This is a genomic window from Zoogloea sp., assembly GCF_030157465.1.
Taxonomy (GTDB): domain Bacteria; phylum Pseudomonadota; class Gammaproteobacteria; order Burkholderiales; family Rhodocyclaceae; genus Zoogloea.
On the sequence record NZ_JAOAUU010000018.1, the window covers coordinates 41,287 to 60,367 of the forward strand.

Consider the following 19,081-nt stretch of genomic DNA (forward strand, 5'->3'; position numbering starts at 1 on the left):
GGATATCCTGCGAAGCCACTCGCGGATAAACTGGTAGCCCTTTTATCTTGCCCCCCTTTTGCCCACCATGCGCCAGTACCTCGAACTCATGCGCCACGTGGCGGAACACGGCCACCGCAAGGACGACCGCACCGGCACCGGCACTCTCTCGGTCTTCGGCTGGCAGATGCGTTTCGATCTCGCCGAAGGCTTTCCGCTGCTCACCACCAAAAAGCTCCACACCCGCTCGATCATCCACGAGCTGCTGTGGTTCCTGCGTGGCGACACCAACATCAAGTACCTGAAAGACAACGGCGTATCGATCTGGGACGAGTGGGCGGACGAAAACGGCGAACTGGGCCCCGTCTACGGCAAGCAGTGGCGCAGTTGGGAAGCGCCCGACGGACGCAGCATTGATCAGATCAGCCAGTTGATCGAAGCCCTGAAGAAGAACCCGGATTCCCGTCGCCACATCGTGTCTGCATGGAACCCGTCGGAAGTGGACCGCATGGCGCTGCCGCCGTGCCACGCGCTGTTCCAGTTCTACGTGGCCGGCGGCAAGCTGTCGTGCCAGCTCTACCAGCGCAGCGCCGACATCTTTCTCGGCGTGCCCTTCAACATCGCCTCGTATGCGCTGTTCACGATGATGGTGGCCCAGGTGTGCGGCTACGAGCTCGGTGATTTCGTCTGGACCGGGGGCGATTGCCACCTCTACACCAATCACCTGGAGCAGACACAACTTCAGCTTTCCCGCGAGCTGCGGCCGCTGCCCAGGATGCGCATCAACCCCGAGGTGAAGGACATCTTCGCCTTCACGATCGACGACTTCACCCTCGAAGGCTACGATCCGCACCCGCACATTTCGGCGCCGGTGGCGGTATGAGCAAGCCGGTTCTCGCGCTGATCGCCGCCTGTGCCCGTGGCGGGGTGATCGGCATTGAAAACCGCCTACCCTGGCACCTGCCGGAAGACATGAAGTTTTTCCGCGAGACAACCCGCGGCAAGCCGGTGATCATGGGCCGCAAAACCTGGGAATCGCTGCCCGACGCCTTCCGGCCGCTGCCGGGACGGCTGAACATCGTGGTCAGCCGCAATCCGGACTTTCACGCCGCAGGCGGCACCGTGGTCGGCAGCCTCGCCGACGCGCTGACGGCGGCCGGCGACGCGGAAACCGCCTTCGTGATCGGCGGCGCCGAACTTTACCGCCAGGCCCTGCCCCTGGCCGACCGGTTGCTGCTCACCGAGATCGACCAGGACTACGCCGGCGATGCCTTCTTCCCGGCCTTCGACATCGCCGAATGGCATGAAACCAGCCGGGACGGGCAGATTGCCGAATCCGGCCTGCCCTTCGCCTTCGTCACTTACACGCGTCGCTGAAAACGTCAGGAGGACCGGCGCCCCGCGGCGACCGATCCTCCCCGTCTGCGCAGCGGGCCGCCGGCCCGCCTTGCCGCCCTACTTCTGACGCACTGCGTCGCGCAGGTCGTCCAGCGTCACGACCCGCGGCCCGTGCAGGGCCAGGATCTGCTTCACGTCCAGGCCAAGCGCCTGGATGTTGCCGAGCAGATTGACCGAATACGGATTGGCCGGCGCGGGAGGCGGCACATTGGCCGCCGTGGGCGTGTAGGCGTCGGCCTCGATCAGGATCTTCTCCTGGGGCAGCCAAATCTGCGCGAAGGCGTCGTTGTGGCCGCTGTCGCTGATCGGATGGACCTCGATCGAACGATTGCCGTCGGAAATCACATGGCGGCCGCCGAAGGTCTCGAACTTTGCCGGCTTGCCGCTCCGGGCCAGCGCATCGGGCTCCAGCTTGCGGGGCGCCGACCAGACCTTCTGGTAATAACCCTTGTTGCCTTCGTGGGTGACGATGATCGCCCCTTCGGCCGCAAAGGCGCGCAGGCCGCCGGAGTGGTCGAAGTGCGCGTGGGTGTTGATCAGGTAGCGGATCGGTTTACCCGGAAAGAGCTCCCTGGTCTTGGCGATCACCGCACGGGAACGCTCCTCGTTCAGCGGCGCCTCCACCACCACCACGTGATCACGCTGGCCGATGGCGACGCTGTGATGGGTGCCGCCGGTGAGGTAATACACACCCTCCGCCACCCTGTCGGCCTTCACCGTGACCGGCAGGACCGGCGCCTTCGCCACCGCTTCGGGCACGGCGATATCCACCGGCACATTGGCCTTTACCTCGGCCACCTGCAGATCGAGGATCGGATAACCACCGGCGTAGCGTTCGATGAGGCCGGGGAAGCGCACACCGCCAAAATTCTTGTAGCCGAAGAAGCGCGTCTCGACCAGGGTGTCGCCGAGCACCGGATTGCTGATCCAGGTCTTCACCGAAGTGAGATCGTTATTGGCATCGAGCCTGCCGACGTAGCGGTGCTTGCCGTTCACGGTGAAGCTCACCTCCAGCCCCTTCTTCACCGGTGTCAGCTTGGCGTGGTTGGCCAGCGCGGCACGCAGGAAGCCCTGGGGCGTGGCGAGAATCTCGGCCTGACGCTCTTCCACCGCGGCCGGCTGGGACGCCGGGCTGGCGTTGCTGCCAGCCGGAGGATTCACCGGCTGGCTCCATGCCGTCGTGCCGCGTACGTACTGGTCGACCCGCTGCTCGACCGGCACCGGGCGCTCCCGCGGCGGCTCCTTCACCTGGATACGGCTGATCTGCACGCGGGCGGCGCCGGTTTCGTAGTTCAGGTCGGCAACGTAGCGCTTCACCTCGAAGGGCGGCCACGGGGTATCGGGCGCCGGCGCCTGACCAAACTGGAACCAGCGGCCGGAGCCGGAGAACTCGAGCGTCCTCGCCTGGTCGGCACCGAGCGCGCGGACGGCGTCCTGCAATGACGGCGCCGCCAGCGTCGCGCCGGCAGAGCAGGTCAGCGCGACGACGAGCCCGACCGTCTTGAAACGGAATGATTTCATGGAATCCCCTTTGTCGATTGGATTTGGCTTGAGCAAGCAGCCCGCTCAATCGGCAAATTCCGTACCAGCGGCCGGCGCGGTAAGCACGGCTGGACATCTTCAAAGGGAACAAGGGCTTGGGTTCAGGCGATGGCCTGAGCCGTGGTTTCGCTCAACGGCCACCTGCTGCCCCGCCAGCAGAACAGCAACCGGAGGTGAACCGTAACAAGCAGCGCCCCGGGAAAAGCCATCGACAAAAAGGCCGCCGGGGTTTCCCCCGACGGCCTTTTTTTGTCGCAGCACCGGGCCGGTACTCTGGCTCTGGCTCAGCCCCGCACGCAATCCACGTAGTAGTGGATGCGGCCGTCCTTCAGCTCCTTCACGAGGCCATGCACATCGGTCTCAAAGCCCGGGAAGCGGTCGTTGAACTCCCGCGCGAAACTCAGGTACTGGACCACGGTCTTGTTGAAGCGCTCACCCGGGATCAGCAGCGGAATGCCCGGCGGATAGGGGGTCAGGAGCACGCTGGTGACGCGGCCTTCGAGTTCGTCGATGGAGACCCGGTCGATTTCCCGGTGGGCCATCTTGGCGAAGGCGTCGGCCGGCTTCATGGCCGGAACCATGTCGGAGAGGTACATCTCGGTGGTCAGGCGGGCCACGTCGCGGGCACGGTAAACCTCGTGGATTTCCTTACACAGGTCAAGCAGACCGACGCGCTCGTAGCGCGGGTTCTTCTGGACGAACTCGGGCAGGACTTTCCATAGCGGCTGGTTCTTGTCGTAGTCGTCCTTGAACTGCTGCAGTTCGGTCACCATGCTGTTCCAGCGGCCCTTGGTGATGCCGATGGTGAACATGATGAAGAAGCTGTAAAGACCGCACTTCTCGACGATAACGCCATGCTCGGCCAGGTACTTGGTGACGATCGCGGCGGGGATGCCCCGCTCGGCGAACTCGCCATCCACGTCGAGGCCCGGGGTGATGATCGTGGCCTTGATCGGATCGAGCATGTTGAAGCCTTCGGCCAGGTTGCCGAAGCCGTGCCAGCGCTCGCCGGGCTTGAGCATCCAGGCTTCGCGCTCCTCGATGCCTTCCTCGGAAAGGTCGTCCGGGCCCCATACCTTGAACCACCAGTCGGCGCCCCACTCCTCGTCCACCTTGCGCATGGCGCGGCGGAAGTCGAGGGCTTCGGCGATGGACTCTTCGACCAGCGCGGTGCCACCCGGCGCTTCCATCATGGCGGCCGCCACGTCGCAGGAGGCGATGATCGCGTACTGCGGGCTGGTGGAGGTGTGCATGAGGTAGGCCTCGTTGAACACGTCCCGGTCCAGATGGTTGTTCTCGGCGTCCTGCACGAGAATCTGGGATGCCTGCGAGAGGCCGGCCAGCAGCTTGTGGGTGGACTGGGTGGAGAAGATCATGGACTCCTTGCAGCGGGGCCGGTCGGCACCGATGGCATGGTAGTCACCATAGAAGTCGTGGAAGGCGGCGTGGGGCAGCCAGGCTTCGTCGAAGTGCAGGGTGTCGATCTTGCCGTCCAGCTCTTCCTTGATGGCCTCGACGTTGTAGAGGATGCCGTCGTAGGTGGACTGGGTGATGGTGAGCACCCGCGGCTTGGCGTTCTTGTCCGTCGCGAAGGGGTTGGCGGCAATCTTCTTCTGGATGTTTTCCCAGGCAAACTCGCTCTTCGGGATCGGGCCGATGATGCCGAAGTTGTTGCGCGTCGGCATCAGGAAGACCGGGATCGCGCCGGTCATCATGATGGCGTGCAGGACGGACTTGTGACAGTTGCGGTCAACCACCACGATGTCACCCGGCGCCACGGTGGAGTGCCAGACGATCTTGTTGGATGTGGAGGTGCCGTTGGTGACGAAGTACAGGTGATCGGCATTGAAGATGCGCGCCGCATTGCGCTCGGAAGCGGCCACGGGGCCGGTGTGGTCGAGCAGCTGACCGAGTTCTTCAACCGCATTGCAGACGTCGGCGCGCAGCATGTTTTCGCCGAAGAACTGGTGGAACATCTGGCCCACCGGGCTCTTGAGGAAGGCCACACCACCGGAGTGGCCGGGGCAGTGCCACGAATAGGAGCCGTCGGAGGCGTAGTGGGTCAGCGCACGGAAGAACGGCGGCGGCAGCGCTTCGAGGTAGGACTTGGCCTCGCGCACCACGTTGCGGGCGATGAATTCCGGGGTGTCTTCGTACATGTGGATGAAGCCGTGCAGTTCGCGCAGCACATCGTTGGGGATGTGGCGGGAGGTGCGGGTTTCACCGTGCAGGAAGATGGGGATGTCGGCGTTGCGCATCCGGATCTCGCTGACGAAGGCGCGCAGATCGGCGATGGCCTTCTCGGTCGCTTCCGGCGACGAGAACTCCTCGTCGTCGATGGACAGGATGAAGGTGGAGGCCCGGCTCTGCTGCTGGGCGAAGGACGCCATGTCACCGTAGCTGGTCACACCCAGCACTTGCAGGCCTTCCTTCTCGATAGCTTCCGCCAGGGCCCGGATGCCCAGGCCGGAGGTGTTTTCCGAACGGTAATCCTCGTCGATGACGATGACCGGAAAGTTGAAGCGCATGCTCGACTCCTAGATGCCCGTTTCGCGCGGGCGGATCAACAAAAAGCTTAGGGCGGACTTGCGTGCTTGCGCAGAGTCCGCCCGATGTTCGCCACTTTAGCTGGCTAGTATTTCAGATTTTTGGCAGGGTGACGCCGGTCTGACCCAGATATTTACCACCCCGGTCCTTGTAGGAAGTCTGACAGACTTCATCGGACTCGAAGAACAGCATTTGCGCGATGCCTTCGTTGGCGTAGATCTTGGCGGGCAGCGGCGTGGTGTTCGAGAACTCCAGCGTCACGTGGCCTTCCCACTCGGGCTCGAGGGGTGTCACGTTCACGATGATGCCGCAGCGGGCATACGTGGATTTGCCGAGGCAAACCGTGAGCACGCTGCGCGGAATGCGAAAGTATTCCACCGTGCGGGCCAGCGCAAACGAATTGGGCGGAATGATGCACACGTCACCGACAAAATCCACGAAGTTGCGCTCGTCGAAAGCCTTGGGATCGACGATGGTGGAGTTGATGTTGGTGAAGATCTTGAATTCGTTGGCGCAGCGCACGTCGTAGCCGTAGCTCGAGGTGCCGTACGAGACGATCTTGCCGCTGTCGTTCTGGCGCACCAGTTCAGGGGCAAACGGTTCGATCATCCGCCCATCGCCTTCCGACATGCGGCGAATCCAATTGTCTGACTTGATGCTCACGCTGGGCCCCTGCTCAAAAACGCGCATTCTACATGCACCAACGGAAAGGCGGCGCAAACCGCCGGCCCTGGGTTCATTCCTTTTTCGGTTCGGGAGTTTCGTCGTCCTTCACCACGTCGTAGATGCCTTTGCCGACCTTGAAGGGCACCTTCACGACTTCGACGCCCACGTCGACCGCCGCACCCACCACGGTTCCGACCACGCAGCCGGACAGGCTCACCGCGCAGGCCGCCAAGAGGCCCACGCGCATTGTTTTGCTGAAAACGCTCATGTGTTCTGAACCACGATGTTGGGGAATTTGTGGCTCATGTCCTTGGCCCGCTCGGCGATGGTGATCGCCACCTTGCGGGCGATGCCCTTGTAGAGCTCGGCCACGCGGCCGTCCGGATCGGCGACCACGGTGGGCACGCCGCGGTCCACTTCCTTGCGGATCTGGATGTCGAGGGGCAACGCACCCAGAAAAGGCACGCCGTAATCCTTGCACATGCTTTCACCGCCGCCGGTGCCGAAGATGTGTTCTTCGTGACCGCACTTGGAGCAGATGTGGATGCTCATGTTCTCGACGATGCCGATGATGGGCACGCCCACCTTCTCGAACATCTTGAGGCCCTTCCTGGCATCCAGCAGCGCGATGTCCTGGGGCGTGGTGACGATCACCGCGCCAGTCACCGGCACGCTTTGCGACAGCGTGAGCTGGATGTCACCGGTGCCCGGCGGCATGTCGATGACGAGATAGTCGAGATCGGTCCAGTTGGTGTCCTTGAGCAGCTGGTTGAGGGCCTGGGTGGCCATCGGGCCGCGCCACACCATCGGCGTTTCCACATCAACAAGGAAGCCGATGGACATCACTTGCAGACCGTGGGCCTTGAGCGGCTCCATCGTCTTGCCGTCGTGGCTTTCGGGGCGCTCGCCGCCGATGCCCAGCATTTGCGGCTGGGACGGGCCGTAGATGTCGGCGTCGAGAATGCCGACCGAGGCGCCTTCCGCGGCCAGGGCCAGGGCGAGGTTGACCGCAGTGGTGCTCTTGCCGACGCCGCCCTTGCCGGAGGCCACGGCAACGATGTTCTTGACGCCGGGCAGCAGCTTCACGCCCTGCTGCACCGCATGGGCGACGATCTTGCTGCCCACAGTTACGCTGACCTTGCCGACGCCGGCAACGGATTTGACCTGGGCGATCAGCGCCTGGCGAATCCCGTCCACCTGGGTTTTGGCCGGGTAGCCCAGTTCGATGTCGAAGGACACGTCGGCGCCGCTCACGCGCAGGTTCTTGACCGCGCGGGACGAGACGTAATCCTTGCCCGTGTTGGGGTCGGCAAACTGCCTGAGGCTGTCTAGGACGCTTTGTTCGGAGAGGCTCATGGTGTCGGTGGCCGGCGCGCGGCGAAAAAAGGAGAACATGCGAAGGAGCGCTAAACGCTGAAACCCGAGTAATTTAGTCCAGTTTACCCAAAACCTGGCCCGAGGTTAAGCATCCTTGCCCGGAGCCGGTGAAATCGTACAGCGGATCGCCCGGCCCGAGCCGGCCGCGATGGCCGAAGCGCTTTGCTAGAATGGCGGACTCAGAACAATCACGTCCCAGGCCCACCCATGACCTCCGCGCGCAAGATCCTCGTCACCAACGCCCTGCCCTACGCCAACGGCGACATTCACCTTGGCCACCTGGTCGGCTACATCCAGGCCGACATCTGGGTGCGCTACCAGCGCATGCGCGGCAACACGGTGCATTACGTGTGCGCGGACGACACCCACGGCACGCCGGTCATGCTGCGCGCCGAAAAGGAAGGCCTGACGCCCGAGGCGCTCATCAACCGCGTACACGGCGAGCACTCCCGCGATTTCCGCGATTTCGGCGTCGAGTTCGACAACTACCACTCCACCCACAGCGATGAAAACCGCTGGTACGCCGAAGACATCTACTGCCGCCTGCGCGACGGCGCCAAGCTCATCGACACCCGCTCCATTGAGCAGTTCTACGATCCGGTAAAGGAAATGTTCCTGCCGGACCGCTTCATCAAGGGCGAATGCCCCAAGTGTGGCGCCGCCGACCAGTACGGCGACAACTGCGAAGCCTGCGGTGCCGCCTACGCTCCCACCGAACTCAAGAACCCGTTCTCGGCCGTGTCCGGCGCCAAGCCGGTGCTCAAGACATCAGAGCACTACTTCTTCCGCCTGTCCGACGCCCGCGCCGTCGAATTCCTGCGCGAATGGACGCAAGGCACCACGCCCGACGGCTCGCGCCGCCTGCAGCTCGAAGCCGCCAACAAGATGAAGGAATGGCTCGGCGACGCCGGCGAGAACAAGCTCTCCGACTGGGACATTTCCCGCGACGCGCCCTATTTCGGCTTCGAGATCCCCGACGCGCCGGGCAAGTACTTCTACGTGTGGCTGGATGCGCCCATCGGCTACTTCGCCAGCTTCAAGAATCTCGCCGGCAAGCGCGGCGACATCGACGTCGCGGCCTTCACCGAAGCCGGCCCGGCGGCCGCGGCCGGCACCGAGCTGATCCACTTCATCGGCAAGGACATCCTGTACTTCCACGCGCTGTTCTGGCCCGCGATGCTGCACTTTGCCGGCTACCGCTCGCCCACCCAGCTGTGCGTCAACGGCTTTCTCACCGTCGACGGCGCCAAGATGAGCAAGAGCCGCGGCACCTTCATCACCGCCCGCAGCTACACCGAACAAAAGCTCAACCCCGAGTGGCTGCGCTACTACTTCGCCGGCAAGTCCAACGGCACCATGGAAGACGTGGACCTCAACCTCGACGACATGATCGCCAAGGTCAATTCCGATCTGGTCGGCAAGTTCGTGAACATCGCCAGCCGCTGCGCCGGCTTCATCGCCAAGCGCTTTGACGGCAAGCTCGGCGCCTTCGACGCGGCCTTGGAATTCAACTACAAGCTCGAGTGGCATGCGGCCTTCAAGACGATCGTGCTGGCCTACGAAAACCGCGACTACAGCCGTGCGCTGCGCGAAATCATGCGCCTCGCCGACTTCGCCAACCTGTACGTGAATGACAACAAGCCCTGGGAGCTGGCCAAGCAGGAAGGCCAGGAAGTCCGCCTCCACGAAGTCTGCAGCACGGCCCTGAGCATGTTCCGTGACCTCACCAGCTTCCTCAAGCCCGTCCTGCCAACTTTGGCCACGCAGGTCGAAGCCTTCCTCGCCGTCGAGCCGCTGCGCTGGTCCGCCGGTGGCTGGGAAGCCCTCCCCGCCGGCCACGCCATCAACACCTACAGCCACCTCATGACCCGCATCGAGCGCAAGCAGGTGGACGCCCTCCTCGAAGCCAACCGCGACTCCCTCGCCCCGGCCGCCGCCGACGCCAAACCGGCCAAGGCCGCCGCCAAGGAAGCCTCCTCCGAGCAGCGCCACGCCCAGCACCAGGCCCACACCGCCAAGACCGAAGCCGCCCAGGCCGACGAGTTCGAGCCCTTCATCTCCATCGACGACTTCACCAAGATCGACCTGCGCATCGCCAGGATCGTCTCCGCCGAGCACATCGAAGGCGCCGCCAAGCTCATCAAGCTGATGCTCGACATCGGCGAGACCGAAAACGGCCAGATGAAGCCCCGCCAGGTCTTCGCCGGCATCAAGAGCGCCTACGACCCCGCCACGCTGGTCGACCGTCTCACGGTGATGGTCGCCAACCTCGCCCCGCGCAAGATGAAGTTCGGCATGTCGGAAGGCATGGTGCTGGCCGGCTCCGACGACACCGGCGCCACTCCGGGCCTGTTCATCCTGTCGCCCGACGCCGGCGCCGTGCCGGGCATGCGCGTCAAGTAACAATCGCCCGCCGGCAAACATCCTGCGGGCCGGGTGCCAAACCCGTCCGCAGGCCGGCCAAAAAGCAAGCCTGATGTCAGTTTTATGTCAGCCATTCCTTCTAGCCTTCACAGCCACCATGCCCGCTGACCGATCCCCCCTTCCCCGCCTCACCCCGGCCTTCTGGGGCTGGGCCCTGCTCGACATGATCGGCGTGCTGATTCTTGCCGTCGGCGCCGCCTGGCTCATCGAAGGCCGTGCGTCCATCGTGTCGGGCTTTCCGGCCAACGCGGTGCATGCCTGGAGTTCGGTCTGCATCGGCATCGCCCTGGTCTTCGTGTCGGCGGTCAAGATGCTCGTGGAAGTGCTGCACGCAGCCTCCCGCGGCAACAAGGCCGCCAACGACAGCTCGTTTTCCTGAGCAGCCAGACCATATGCCCGACAGAAAACTCCAGGGCAGCGCCCGCGTTTTTCTGTCCATCCCGGTCGGCCGCATGACGGGTCGCGGCAGGCCCGGCGGCACGCTCACCGCCTGCAAGCGCTGGATCGTCCTGCAGCGCACCGGGCACGGCGCCATCCCTCCGCACACGGCGCCCTTTGGCGCCAAACCGTTTATTCCTCGACTGCGGAGGCGCCATGAAAATCTCGTTCCACCCCAAGATCCTCGACACCCTGCCCGGCTACGGCAAGGCCCAGCTATCCCATGACATCTCCGCCGGCCTGACCGTCGGCGTGCTCGCCCTGCCGCTGGCGATGGCCTTTGCGATCGCCAGCGGCATGAGCCCCACCGCCGGCATCTGGACTGCCATCGTCGCCGGTTTCCTGATTTCCGCCCTGGGCGGTTCGCGCGTCCAGATCGGCGGCCCGACCGGCGCCTTCATCCCCATCATCTACGGCATCGTCATCGAATATGGCGTGCAGAACCTCCTCGTCGCCACCATGCTGGCCGGGGCCATGCTCGTCGCGATGGGCGCCTTCCGGCTCGGCAACCTGATCCGCTTCATTCCCAAGACGGTGGTGATCGGCTTCACCAACGGCATCGCGGTGGTGATCTTCATTGCCCAGATCAAGGATTTTCTCGGCCTCCGCATCGACCATCTGCCGGGCGAATTCTTCGGCAAGATGGAGGCGCTCATCACCCACCTCAACACCGTGGACATACCCACCGTCGCGCTCTCGGTGGCCTCCATCGTCGTGCTGCTGTCCTGGAACCATGTGGCCCGACGTTTCAGCGCCCTGTCGCGCCTGCCCGGCCCGCTGGCCGTGCTGGTGCTCGCCACGGTGGCCAACGCCATCCTGCACCTTCCGGTCGAAACCATCGGCAGCCGCTTCAACGGCATTCCGCAACAACTGCCCGGTTTTGCGCTGCCCGAACTTTCGCTCGCCACCCTCGGCAAGCTGATCTCCCCGGCCCTCACCATCGCGCTGCTCGGCGCCATCGAATCGCTGCTCTCGGCGCGGGTAGCCGACGGCGCCATCGACGATCGCCACGACCCCAACCAGGAACTCATCGCCCAGGGCATCGCCAATCTCGTCGCGCCGCTCTTCGGCGGCTTTGCCGCCACCGGCGCCATTGCCCGCACCGCCACCAACGTGCGCACCGGCGGCCGCACGCCGGTGGCCGGCATGGTGCATGCGCTGGTGCTGCTGGCCATCGTGCTGGTGCTGGCGCCCTTCGCCAGTCACATTCCGCTCGCCACCCTGTCGGCCATCGTGGTAGTGGTGGCGGTCAACATGGGCGAATGGCACGAATTCCGCGAGATCCGGCGCTTTGGCATCGCCTACCGCACCACGCTGCTCAGCACGTTTTTCGTCACCGTTTTCTTCGATCTGTCGCTGGCCGTCGAGCTGGGCATGGTGCTGGCGAGCCTGTTCTTCATCTATCACATGTCCAACCTGACCCGCGTCGAGCGCCTGCCGCTGGCCGAACTGTCGATGCTGCCGGGCTTCCTCTACCCGGACGGCTCGCCACGGGTGGTGGCCTACTCCATCTATGGCACCCTGTTCTTTGGCGCAATCCACAAACTGGAAACCCTGCTCGACCCGGCCCAGGCACACCCTGAAGTGGTGATCCTCGAACTGCACCACCTGGTGAACCTGGACACCACCGCGCTGGAAGGCCTGGAAAACCTGTGCAAGAACCTCCACAAGCACGGCTGTGCGCTCATCCTGTGCAACCTCGACAAGCAGCCCGCCTCGCTGATCAGCCGCTCCGGCTTCGCCGAAGAGGTCGGCATCAACAACATCTGCGGCGACATCTACGGTGCCCTGGCCCGGGCCAAGGTGCTGCTCCCGCCGCTCTCCGATGACGGCCAGCGCTGAAACCGGCGCACGCCTCGTGCGCATCCGGGGCCACGTGCAGGGCGTGGGATACCGCAACGCGCTGCACGCCCGGGCCACCGCACTCGGCCTGTCCGGCTGGGTGCGCAACCGCAGCGATGGCAGCGTCGAAGCCCTCGTCGCCGGCGCGCCAGCCGCCATGGAGGCCATCCTTGAATGGGCCCGCCGCGGCCCGCCCGCCGCACGCGTCAGCCTTGTGGACTGGACGCCCGCCGAAGCGCCCGCCAAAACCGGCTTTCACCGCGAAGCCACCGTGTAGCGCCTGCAGGCAGGAGTATTTAGATTCACGAAGGAATTGCCGTTAATGTGCAATTCTTAACGGAAGCGATTCATTCCCGACATCCGCCGTGGCCTCAACGACCGACTCTACCGATCCCCGGAATCCAGCCCCGCAGGATTTCCCGCTCGCGCTGTTCGAGCGTTTTCCTGCCCTGATCTGGCGTGCCGACCAATACGCCAGCTGCACCTACTTCAACCGGACATGGCTCGAGTTCACCGGCCGTCCGCTTGAACAGGAGCTGGGTGACGGCTGGACCGCCGGCATCCATCCGGACGATTTCGACCGCTGCGTCAGCGCCTACCTTGGGCATTTTGCCGCCCAGACCCCGCTCGAGATGGAATACCGTCTGCGCCGCCACGACGGGGAATACCGCTGGGTCATCGACACCGGACGTCCGATCCACGATGAGTCCGGCGCCTTCGCCGGGTTCATCGGCTTCTGCCTGGACATCACCGACCGGCGCAACACCGAGGCCGAACTGCGCGAACGGGAAACCCGCATGAGAACCCTCCTCGCCTCGATGGGCGAAGGCGTCATCATGCGCGACGCCAATGGCATGCTTCAGCTGCACAACGCGGCGGCCTCGGAAATCCTCGGCCTCTCCGACGCCGAAATGAGCAAACTGCACCTGCTGGGCGACCTCGCCCTCTACCTCGACGAGCACGGCGAGCCGATCAAGCGCAGCCAGATTCCCGCCATACAGGCGCTCGAAACCGGCAAGCCGGCCTCCGGCATGCTCGGCGTGAATCGCCGGGACGGCACCCGACGCTGGGTATGGACCAACGCGGTTCCCCTCTTCGAGGACGAATCCAGCACCGTTCGCGGCGTGGTCACGACGATTGCCGACATCACCGTCAGGCGCAGCCACGAAGAGCAGCTGAAGCTGGCATGGACCGTTTTCAGCAACAGCGTCGAAGCCATCATCGTCACCGACGCCGACGAACGCATCCTGTCGGTCAACCGGGCCTTCACCGAGGTCACCGGCTACACCGAAGCAGAGGCCATCGGAAAGACGCCCCGCCTGCTCCGCTCCGGCACCCACGACCAGGATTTCTACGAGGCCATGTGGCGGGACATCGAGATCCTCGGCTTCTGGCAGGGCGAAGTGCGCGACCGGAGGAAGGACGGCACCTTCTACCCCTCTTCCCTGTCGATCAGCGCCGTGCGCGACAAGGGCGGACGCCTGACCCATTACGTGGCGGTTTTTTCCGATATCACCGAACGCAAGGCCTCCGAGGCGCGCATCGCCTTCCTGGCCCATCACGACCCGCTGACCGGCCTGCCCAACCGGGCGCTTCTCCACGACCGCCTGGAGCAAGCCCTCGCCAACGCCGCCCGCCAGGGCAACCGCATCGCGCTGCTGTTCCTCGACCTGGACCGCTTCAAGACAATCAACGACTCGCTCGGCCACCTGATGGGCGACCAGCTGCTGCAGGGCGTTGCGCTGCGGCTCTCGAACTGTATCCGCGACACCGACACGGTCAGCCGCCAGGGCGGCGATGAATTCCTGATCGTGCTCACCGGTGTGGACAGCCCCGACGACGCCGCGCGGGTGGCCGAAAAAATCCTCGTCCAGCTCGAACCGCCCTTCGAAATCGACAGCCAGCAGCTGGGCACGTCGTTCTCGATCGGCATCGCCCTCTACCCGGAAGACGGCAACAGCGTCGAGACGCTGATGAAAAACGCCGACACCGCCATGTACCACGCCAAGGAAAGCGGCCGAAACACCTACCGCTTCTTCGACGAAGTCATGAACGTGAACGCCCTCGAGCGCCTGCACCTGGAAAACGGCCTGCGCCGGGCCCTCGAACAACGGGAATTCACGCTCCACTACCAGCCGCAGGTCGACCTCTCGAGCGGCCGCATCATCGGCATGGAAGCCCTGCTGCGCTGGTTCAGCGGCGTGATGGGCGGAATTTCGCCAGCCCGTTTCATCCCGCTGGCCGAAGAATGCGGGCTCATCGTGCCGATCGGCGAATGGGTGCTGCAAACGGCCTGCCGGCAGGCCCGCAGCTGGCAGGACCAGGGCCTGCCCCCGGTGCCGGTGGCGGTCAATCTGTCGGCGATGCAGTTTCGCCGCACCGACATCGTCGCCACCGTCGCCCGCGCCCTCGCCGACAGCGGGCTGGACGGCACCTGGCTCGAGCTGGAACTGACCGAATCCCTGCTGATGCAGTCCGGCCCCGACGTGGAAGCCATCCTCGGGCGTCTGAAAGCCCTGGGGGTGCGCCTGTCGATCGACGATTTCGGCACCGGCTATTCAAGCCTCGCCTACCTCAAGCGCTTTCCGGTCGATCGCCTCAAGATCGACCAGAGCTTCGTGCGCGACATCACCGACGATCCGGACGACGCCGCCATCGTGCGCGCCGTCATCCAGCTGGGCCACAGCCTGCGCCTCGAAGTGATCGCCGAAGGCACTGAAACCCCGGAACAAATGGCGTTCTTGCGCGACGAAGGCTGCTCGGCGGCCCAGGGCTACCTGTTCAGCCCCCCGCTACCCGCCGACGCCGTCACCGAACTCCTGCGTGTTGGCACCCTGCCCGCCGCGCCCATCGTCCCCGGCTGACACCAATCCCGCTGCGCGGCCTGGCGGCCCTCAGCCCGCCAGCCTGTTCCGCAAAAGCGCCAGATACGCCGGCACGCCGGCCTCCCCTTCCGCCGGCGCCCAGCCGCCCCATTCGGCCTCGAGCGGCACCGCGTAAGGCCCGGCCTTCGCCTCGACGAACACCGTGCCACTCTCCAGCGCCACGATGCTGTGAAACACACCGGGCGGCACGTCATAACCAAACACGTCCGCACCGGGCGCCATCACCCGGGCGTCCAGCACCTGCCCGGCGGCATCGAAAATCAGGGTGCCGAGCCGGCCGCGCAGCACGATGATGGTTTCCGCCTTGGCCGGATCGAGGTGACAGTGGGGGCGCACGTAGGAATCCGGCTCCATCGCCACCAGCATGCGGTGGGCCGGCGCCGCGGGGTCGGTGTGCAGGTTGTGATGACTGCGCCGCCGCGGCGCCGCGCGGGCCTTGTCGATCAAGGATTCGATCAGGGCCGCGTGGAGAAAGAAACCGCTCATGGGTAAATCACCTCGACCGCATCCGGTGCCAGCCAGTCGCGCAGGCTTTCCAGGAGGCTGTCGTCGGGGCGCACGCGCCAGCTGGAGCCGAGGGGGAAATCGGCTTCGGCTTCGGCGTTGCGGTAGCGCACGCGAACCGGGCAATCACCCTGGCGGAAGGGTTCGAGCACCGACTGCAGGCGTTCGGCCGCCGCCGCAGCGCCGCCGGTCTGGCCGACTTCACCGTTGAGCTTGACCTGCAGCGCGCGGGCAAAACGGCCGCGGGCTTCGCCGAGGGTCATCAGCTTGTCGGCAACGATGCGGAAACCACCCGAAAAATCATCGTTGCTCACCTTGGCTTCGACGATCAAAACCTCGTCCACCACGATGCGGTGCCGGTTGTTGTCGAAGTTTTCCGAGAAAACCGAGACTTCCCGCGGGGTCGTGCCGTCGTCGAGCAGCACGAAGGCGATCTTGCCCCGGGCCGTCATCTTGGCGCGCACTTCCATGACCACGCCGGCCATGGTGATCAGATCCTTGCTCGGCTCCACGTGGGCCAGCGTGCGCCGCACGAAACGCCGCACTTCGGACTTGAACGCGTTGAACGGGTGGCCGGACAGGAAGAAACCGATCGCGAGCTTTTCTTCCTTGAGCCGCTCACGCTCGCCCCACGGACGCACTTTGACGTAATCCGCCATCGGCGGCGCGGCTTCGCCGGGAATGTCGAACAGCCCGCTCTGCATGGCATTGGCCGCGATCTGCTCGGCCGCTTCGATGGCGATGCCGACCGAGGCCATCAGCTTGGCCCGCTCGGCCGGCTGATCGGGGGCGATGGTGTCGAAGCCGCCGGCGCGGATCAGCGCCTCGATCACCCGGCGGTTGGCCATGCGCTTGTCCACGCGGCAGGCAAAATCGAACAGATCCTTGAACGGCCCGCCGGCTTCGCGCGCAGCAAGAATCGCCCGCACCGCCGGCTCGCCCACGCCCTTCACGGCGCCAAGGCCGTAGCGGATGGTCTTGGCGTCGGTGGGCACGAAGCGGTAGTCGGATTCGTTCACGTCCGGCGGCAGCACCTTGATGCCGTTGGCAACCGTGTCTTCGTAAAAGATCTTGATGGTGTCGGTGTTGTCCAGGTCGGACGACATCGTCGCGGCCATGAAGGCCGAGCAGTGGTAGGCCTTGAGCCAGGCGGTGTGATACGTCACCACCGCATAGGCCGCCGTGTGCGACTTGTTGAAGCCGTACTCGGCAAACTTGGTCATCAGGTCGAAGAGCTGCTCGGCCAGCGCCGGGTCGTAGCCCTTCTGGCGCGCGCCGTCGGCAATGGTCTCCCGGTGCAGGGCCATTTCCTCGGCCTTCTTCTTGCCCATCGCCCGGCGCAGCATGTCGGCGCCGCCCAGGGTGTAGCCCCCGATGATCTGGGAGATCTGCATCACCTGTTCCTGGTACACGATCACCCCGTAGGTGGGCGACAGGCAGGCGGTGAGATCGGGGTGGAAATAGTCGATGGCCTGCTGGCCCTTTTTACGCAGGATGAAGTCGTCCACCATGCCGGAGCCCAGCGGGCCCGGCCGGTACAGCGCCAGCACGGCGATGATGTCTTCGAAGCGGTCGGGGGCGAGCTTCTTGAGAAGCTTCTTCATGCCTTCCGATTCAACCTGGAAGATGGCCGTGGTGTTGGCTTCACGCAGGATCTGGTAGGCCGCCTGGTCTTCGAAACCCAGGCTCATCAGGTCGGGCCGGCTGCCGGTGAGGCGCTTCACGTATTCGAGCGCCAGCTCGATGATCGTGAGGTTGCGAAGGCCCAGGAAGTCGAACTTCACCAGGCCCACGGCCTCCACGTCGTCCTTGTCGAACTGGGAAACCGGCGTGGCATCCTCGCCGTCGGCGATGTAGAGCGGGCAGAAATCGGTGAGCTTGCCCGGCGCGATCAGCACGCCGCCGGCATGCATGCCGACGCCGCGGGTCAGGCCCTCGAGCGGCTCGGCGAGGCTCCACAGCTCCTGGATCGATTCGCCATCGTTGCCGTCGGCCATCAGCTCGTTGATCTGCGGCTCCTGCTCGCGGGCATCGGCCAGCGACAGGGGCTTGTTCTGCACCACCGGAATCAGTTTGGAGAGCCGGTCGCACAGGCCGTAGGGCAGATCCAGCACCCGACCCACGTCGCGCACCACGGCCTTGGAGGCCATGGTGCCGAAGGTGGCGATCTGGCTCACCGCGTCGGCGCCGTAGTGGGCGCGCACGTATTCGATGACCTTGTAGCGGTTGTCCTGGCAGAAGTCGATGTCGAAGTCGGGCATCGATACCCGCTCGGGGTTGAGGAAGCGCTCGAACAGCAGCGCGTAGGCCAGCGGGTCGATGTCGGTGATGCGCAGGCTGTAGGCCACCAGCGAACCGGCACCCGAACCCCGCCCCGGGCCCACCGGCACGCCGTTGTGCTTGGCCCAGTTGATGAAGTCCGCCACGATCAGGAAGTAGCCGGGGAAACCCATCTGGATGATGGTGTCGGTCTCGAACTTGAGGCGCGACTCGTACTCCTCGCGCCGCGACTCGCGCACCTCTTCCTTGGGGAAAAGCTCGGCGAGGCGCACTTCGAGGCCGGCCTTGGCCTCGGCGACGAGGAAGTCGTCCAGGGTCATGCCTTCCGGGGTCGGGAACTGGGGCAGGAAGTTCTTGCCCAGCTGCACCGTGAGCGAGCAGCGACGGGCAATCTCGACGCTGTTCTGCAGCGCTTCCGGAATGTCGGCAAACAGCGCCGCCATCTCGTCCTGGCTCTTGAAATATTGCTGGTCGGTGAAATCCTTGGGCCGGCGCTTGTCGGCCAGCACGTAGCCCTGGGAGATGCACACCCGCGCCTCGTGGGCCTTGAAATCCTCGGGCCGGGTGAACTGGATGGGGTGGGTGGCAACCACCGGCAGGTTCAGGCGCGCGGCGATCTGCACTGCCTCGCGGATATAGGTTTCGGTGCCTGGGTGGCCCGCGCGCTGCAGCTCGATGTAGAAGGCGTCGGGAAAGCGCCGGGCCCAGTCGGCGGCGAGGGCTTCGGCGGTAGCATGGTTACCGTTGGCGAGCGCGTGGCCGATGTCGCCATCCCGCGCGCCCGACAGGCACAGCAGGTCGGATGCGGTATCGGCGTCGAGCCAGTCGCGGTTGATCTCGGCCCGCCCGCGGTGCTTGTTCTCCATGAACGCACGGGTGAGCAGTTCGCACAGCTGGCCGTAGCCCTTGCGGTTCCGGCAGATCAGCAGCACACGGAAAGGCTTGTCGCGCTCGACGCTGTTGGTGATCCAGCAGTCGGCGCCGATGACGGGCTTGATACCCTTGCCGCGGGCGCCCTTGTAGAACTTGACCATCCCGAACAGGTTGGCCAGATCGGAAATGCCCAGCGCCGGCATGCCGTCGGCGGCCGCGCGGGCGATGGCGGAATCCACCTGCACGATCCCGTCGGAGATCGAGTATTCGGTGTGCAGGCGCAGGTGGATGAAACGGGGGGAGTGGGATTCGGACATCCCGCAATT

14 protein-coding genes are annotated in these 19,081 nt (G+C 64.8%); 7 read left to right on the forward strand and 7 right to left on the reverse strand.

Features of this window, described 5'->3' with window-relative positions; genetic code table 11:
- Positions 1 to 67: 67 nt before the first annotated feature.
- On the forward strand, positions 68 to 862 hold the full coding sequence (locus Q1W26_RS02440) for a thymidylate synthase (protein ID WP_300435392.1): 795 nt from the start codon (positions 68 to 70) through the stop codon (positions 860 to 862).
- Entirely contained in the window at positions 859 to 1,356 is a 498-nt protein-coding gene (locus Q1W26_RS02445; RefSeq protein WP_300435395.1) for a dihydrofolate reductase, read from the forward strand. Before Q1W26_RS02440 ends, Q1W26_RS02445 begins: the two co-directional genes overlap by 4 nt.
- A 78-nt stretch (positions 1,357 to 1,434) precedes the next feature.
- Here the strand turns inward: Q1W26_RS02445 and Q1W26_RS02450 are convergent, their stop codons facing one another.
- The 5 genes from Q1W26_RS02450 to apbC all read right to left on the reverse strand — a co-directional run bounded on the left by Q1W26_RS02450 (position 1,435) and on the right by apbC (position 7,488).
- Entirely contained in the window at positions 1,435 to 2,898 is a 1,464-nt protein-coding gene (locus tag Q1W26_RS02450) for an MBL fold metallo-hydrolase (protein WP_300435397.1), read from the reverse strand.
- Positions 2,899 to 3,203: 305 nt separating this feature from the next.
- Positions 3,204 to 5,447 (reverse strand): arginine/lysine/ornithine decarboxylase, encoded by a 2,244-nt coding sequence (locus Q1W26_RS02455; protein WP_300435400.1) that lies wholly within the window; start codon positions 5,445 to 5,447, stop codon positions 3,204 to 3,206.
- Positions 5,448 to 5,559: 112 nt separating this feature from the next.
- Positions 5,560 to 6,129 (reverse strand): dCTP deaminase, encoded by a 570-nt coding sequence (gene dcd, locus Q1W26_RS02460; protein ID WP_300435403.1) that lies wholly within the window; start codon positions 6,127 to 6,129, stop codon positions 5,560 to 5,562.
- Between the two features lie 73 nt (positions 6,130 to 6,202).
- The gene (locus tag Q1W26_RS02465; protein ID WP_300435406.1) at positions 6,203 to 6,400 is read right to left on the reverse strand and encodes an NF038104 family lipoprotein; all 198 of its coding nucleotides are present in this window, start codon (positions 6,398 to 6,400) and stop codon (positions 6,203 to 6,205) included.
- On the reverse strand, positions 6,397 to 7,488 hold the full coding sequence (gene apbC, locus Q1W26_RS02470; RefSeq protein WP_300435462.1) for an iron-sulfur cluster carrier protein ApbC: 1,092 nt from the start codon (positions 7,486 to 7,488) through the stop codon (positions 6,397 to 6,399). Before apbC ends, Q1W26_RS02465 begins: the two co-directional genes overlap by 4 nt.
- Positions 7,489 to 7,716: 228 nt before the next feature.
- Here apbC and metG point away from each other — a divergent pair, with 228 nt between their 5' ends.
- From metG to Q1W26_RS02495, 5 genes are all read left to right on the forward strand, one after another.
- Positions 7,717 to 9,912, forward strand: coding sequence for a methionine--tRNA ligase (gene metG, locus Q1W26_RS02475; protein WP_300435409.1), 2,196 nt, complete (start codon positions 7,717 to 7,719; stop codon positions 9,910 to 9,912).
- A 118-nt stretch (positions 9,913 to 10,030) separates the two neighbouring features.
- Positions 10,031 to 10,312 carry a hypothetical protein gene (locus Q1W26_RS02480; protein WP_300435412.1) on the forward strand — a complete coding sequence of 94 codons (282 nt, stop codon included), beginning with the start codon at positions 10,031 to 10,033 and terminating at the stop codon, positions 10,310 to 10,312.
- Between the two features lie 215 nt (positions 10,313 to 10,527).
- Positions 10,528 to 12,213, forward strand: coding sequence for a SulP family inorganic anion transporter (locus tag Q1W26_RS02485; protein ID WP_300435415.1), 1,686 nt, complete (start codon positions 10,528 to 10,530; stop codon positions 12,211 to 12,213).
- Positions 12,197 to 12,490 carry an acylphosphatase gene (locus Q1W26_RS02490; RefSeq protein WP_300435418.1) on the forward strand — a complete coding sequence of 98 codons (294 nt, stop codon included), beginning with the start codon at positions 12,197 to 12,199 and terminating at the stop codon, positions 12,488 to 12,490. Before Q1W26_RS02485 ends, Q1W26_RS02490 begins: the two co-directional genes overlap by 17 nt.
- Positions 12,491 to 12,578: 88 nt before the next feature.
- Positions 12,579 to 15,077: a bifunctional diguanylate cyclase/phosphodiesterase gene (locus tag Q1W26_RS02495; RefSeq protein ID WP_300435421.1), complete on the forward strand. Its 2,499-nt coding sequence runs from the start codon at positions 12,579 to 12,581 to the stop codon at positions 15,075 to 15,077.
- 30 nt (positions 15,078 to 15,107) lie between these two features.
- Here the strand turns inward: Q1W26_RS02495 and Q1W26_RS02500 are convergent, their stop codons facing one another.
- Positions 15,108 to 15,584, reverse strand: coding sequence for a WbuC family cupin fold metalloprotein (locus tag Q1W26_RS02500; protein WP_300435424.1), 477 nt, complete (start codon positions 15,582 to 15,584; stop codon positions 15,108 to 15,110).
- Positions 15,581 to 19,072 carry a DNA polymerase III subunit alpha gene (gene dnaE, locus Q1W26_RS02505; protein ID WP_300435426.1) on the reverse strand — a complete coding sequence of 1,164 codons (3,492 nt, stop codon included), beginning with the start codon at positions 19,070 to 19,072 and terminating at the stop codon, positions 15,581 to 15,583. Before dnaE ends, Q1W26_RS02500 begins: the two co-directional genes overlap by 4 nt.
- Positions 19,073 to 19,081: the final 9 nt, after the last annotated feature.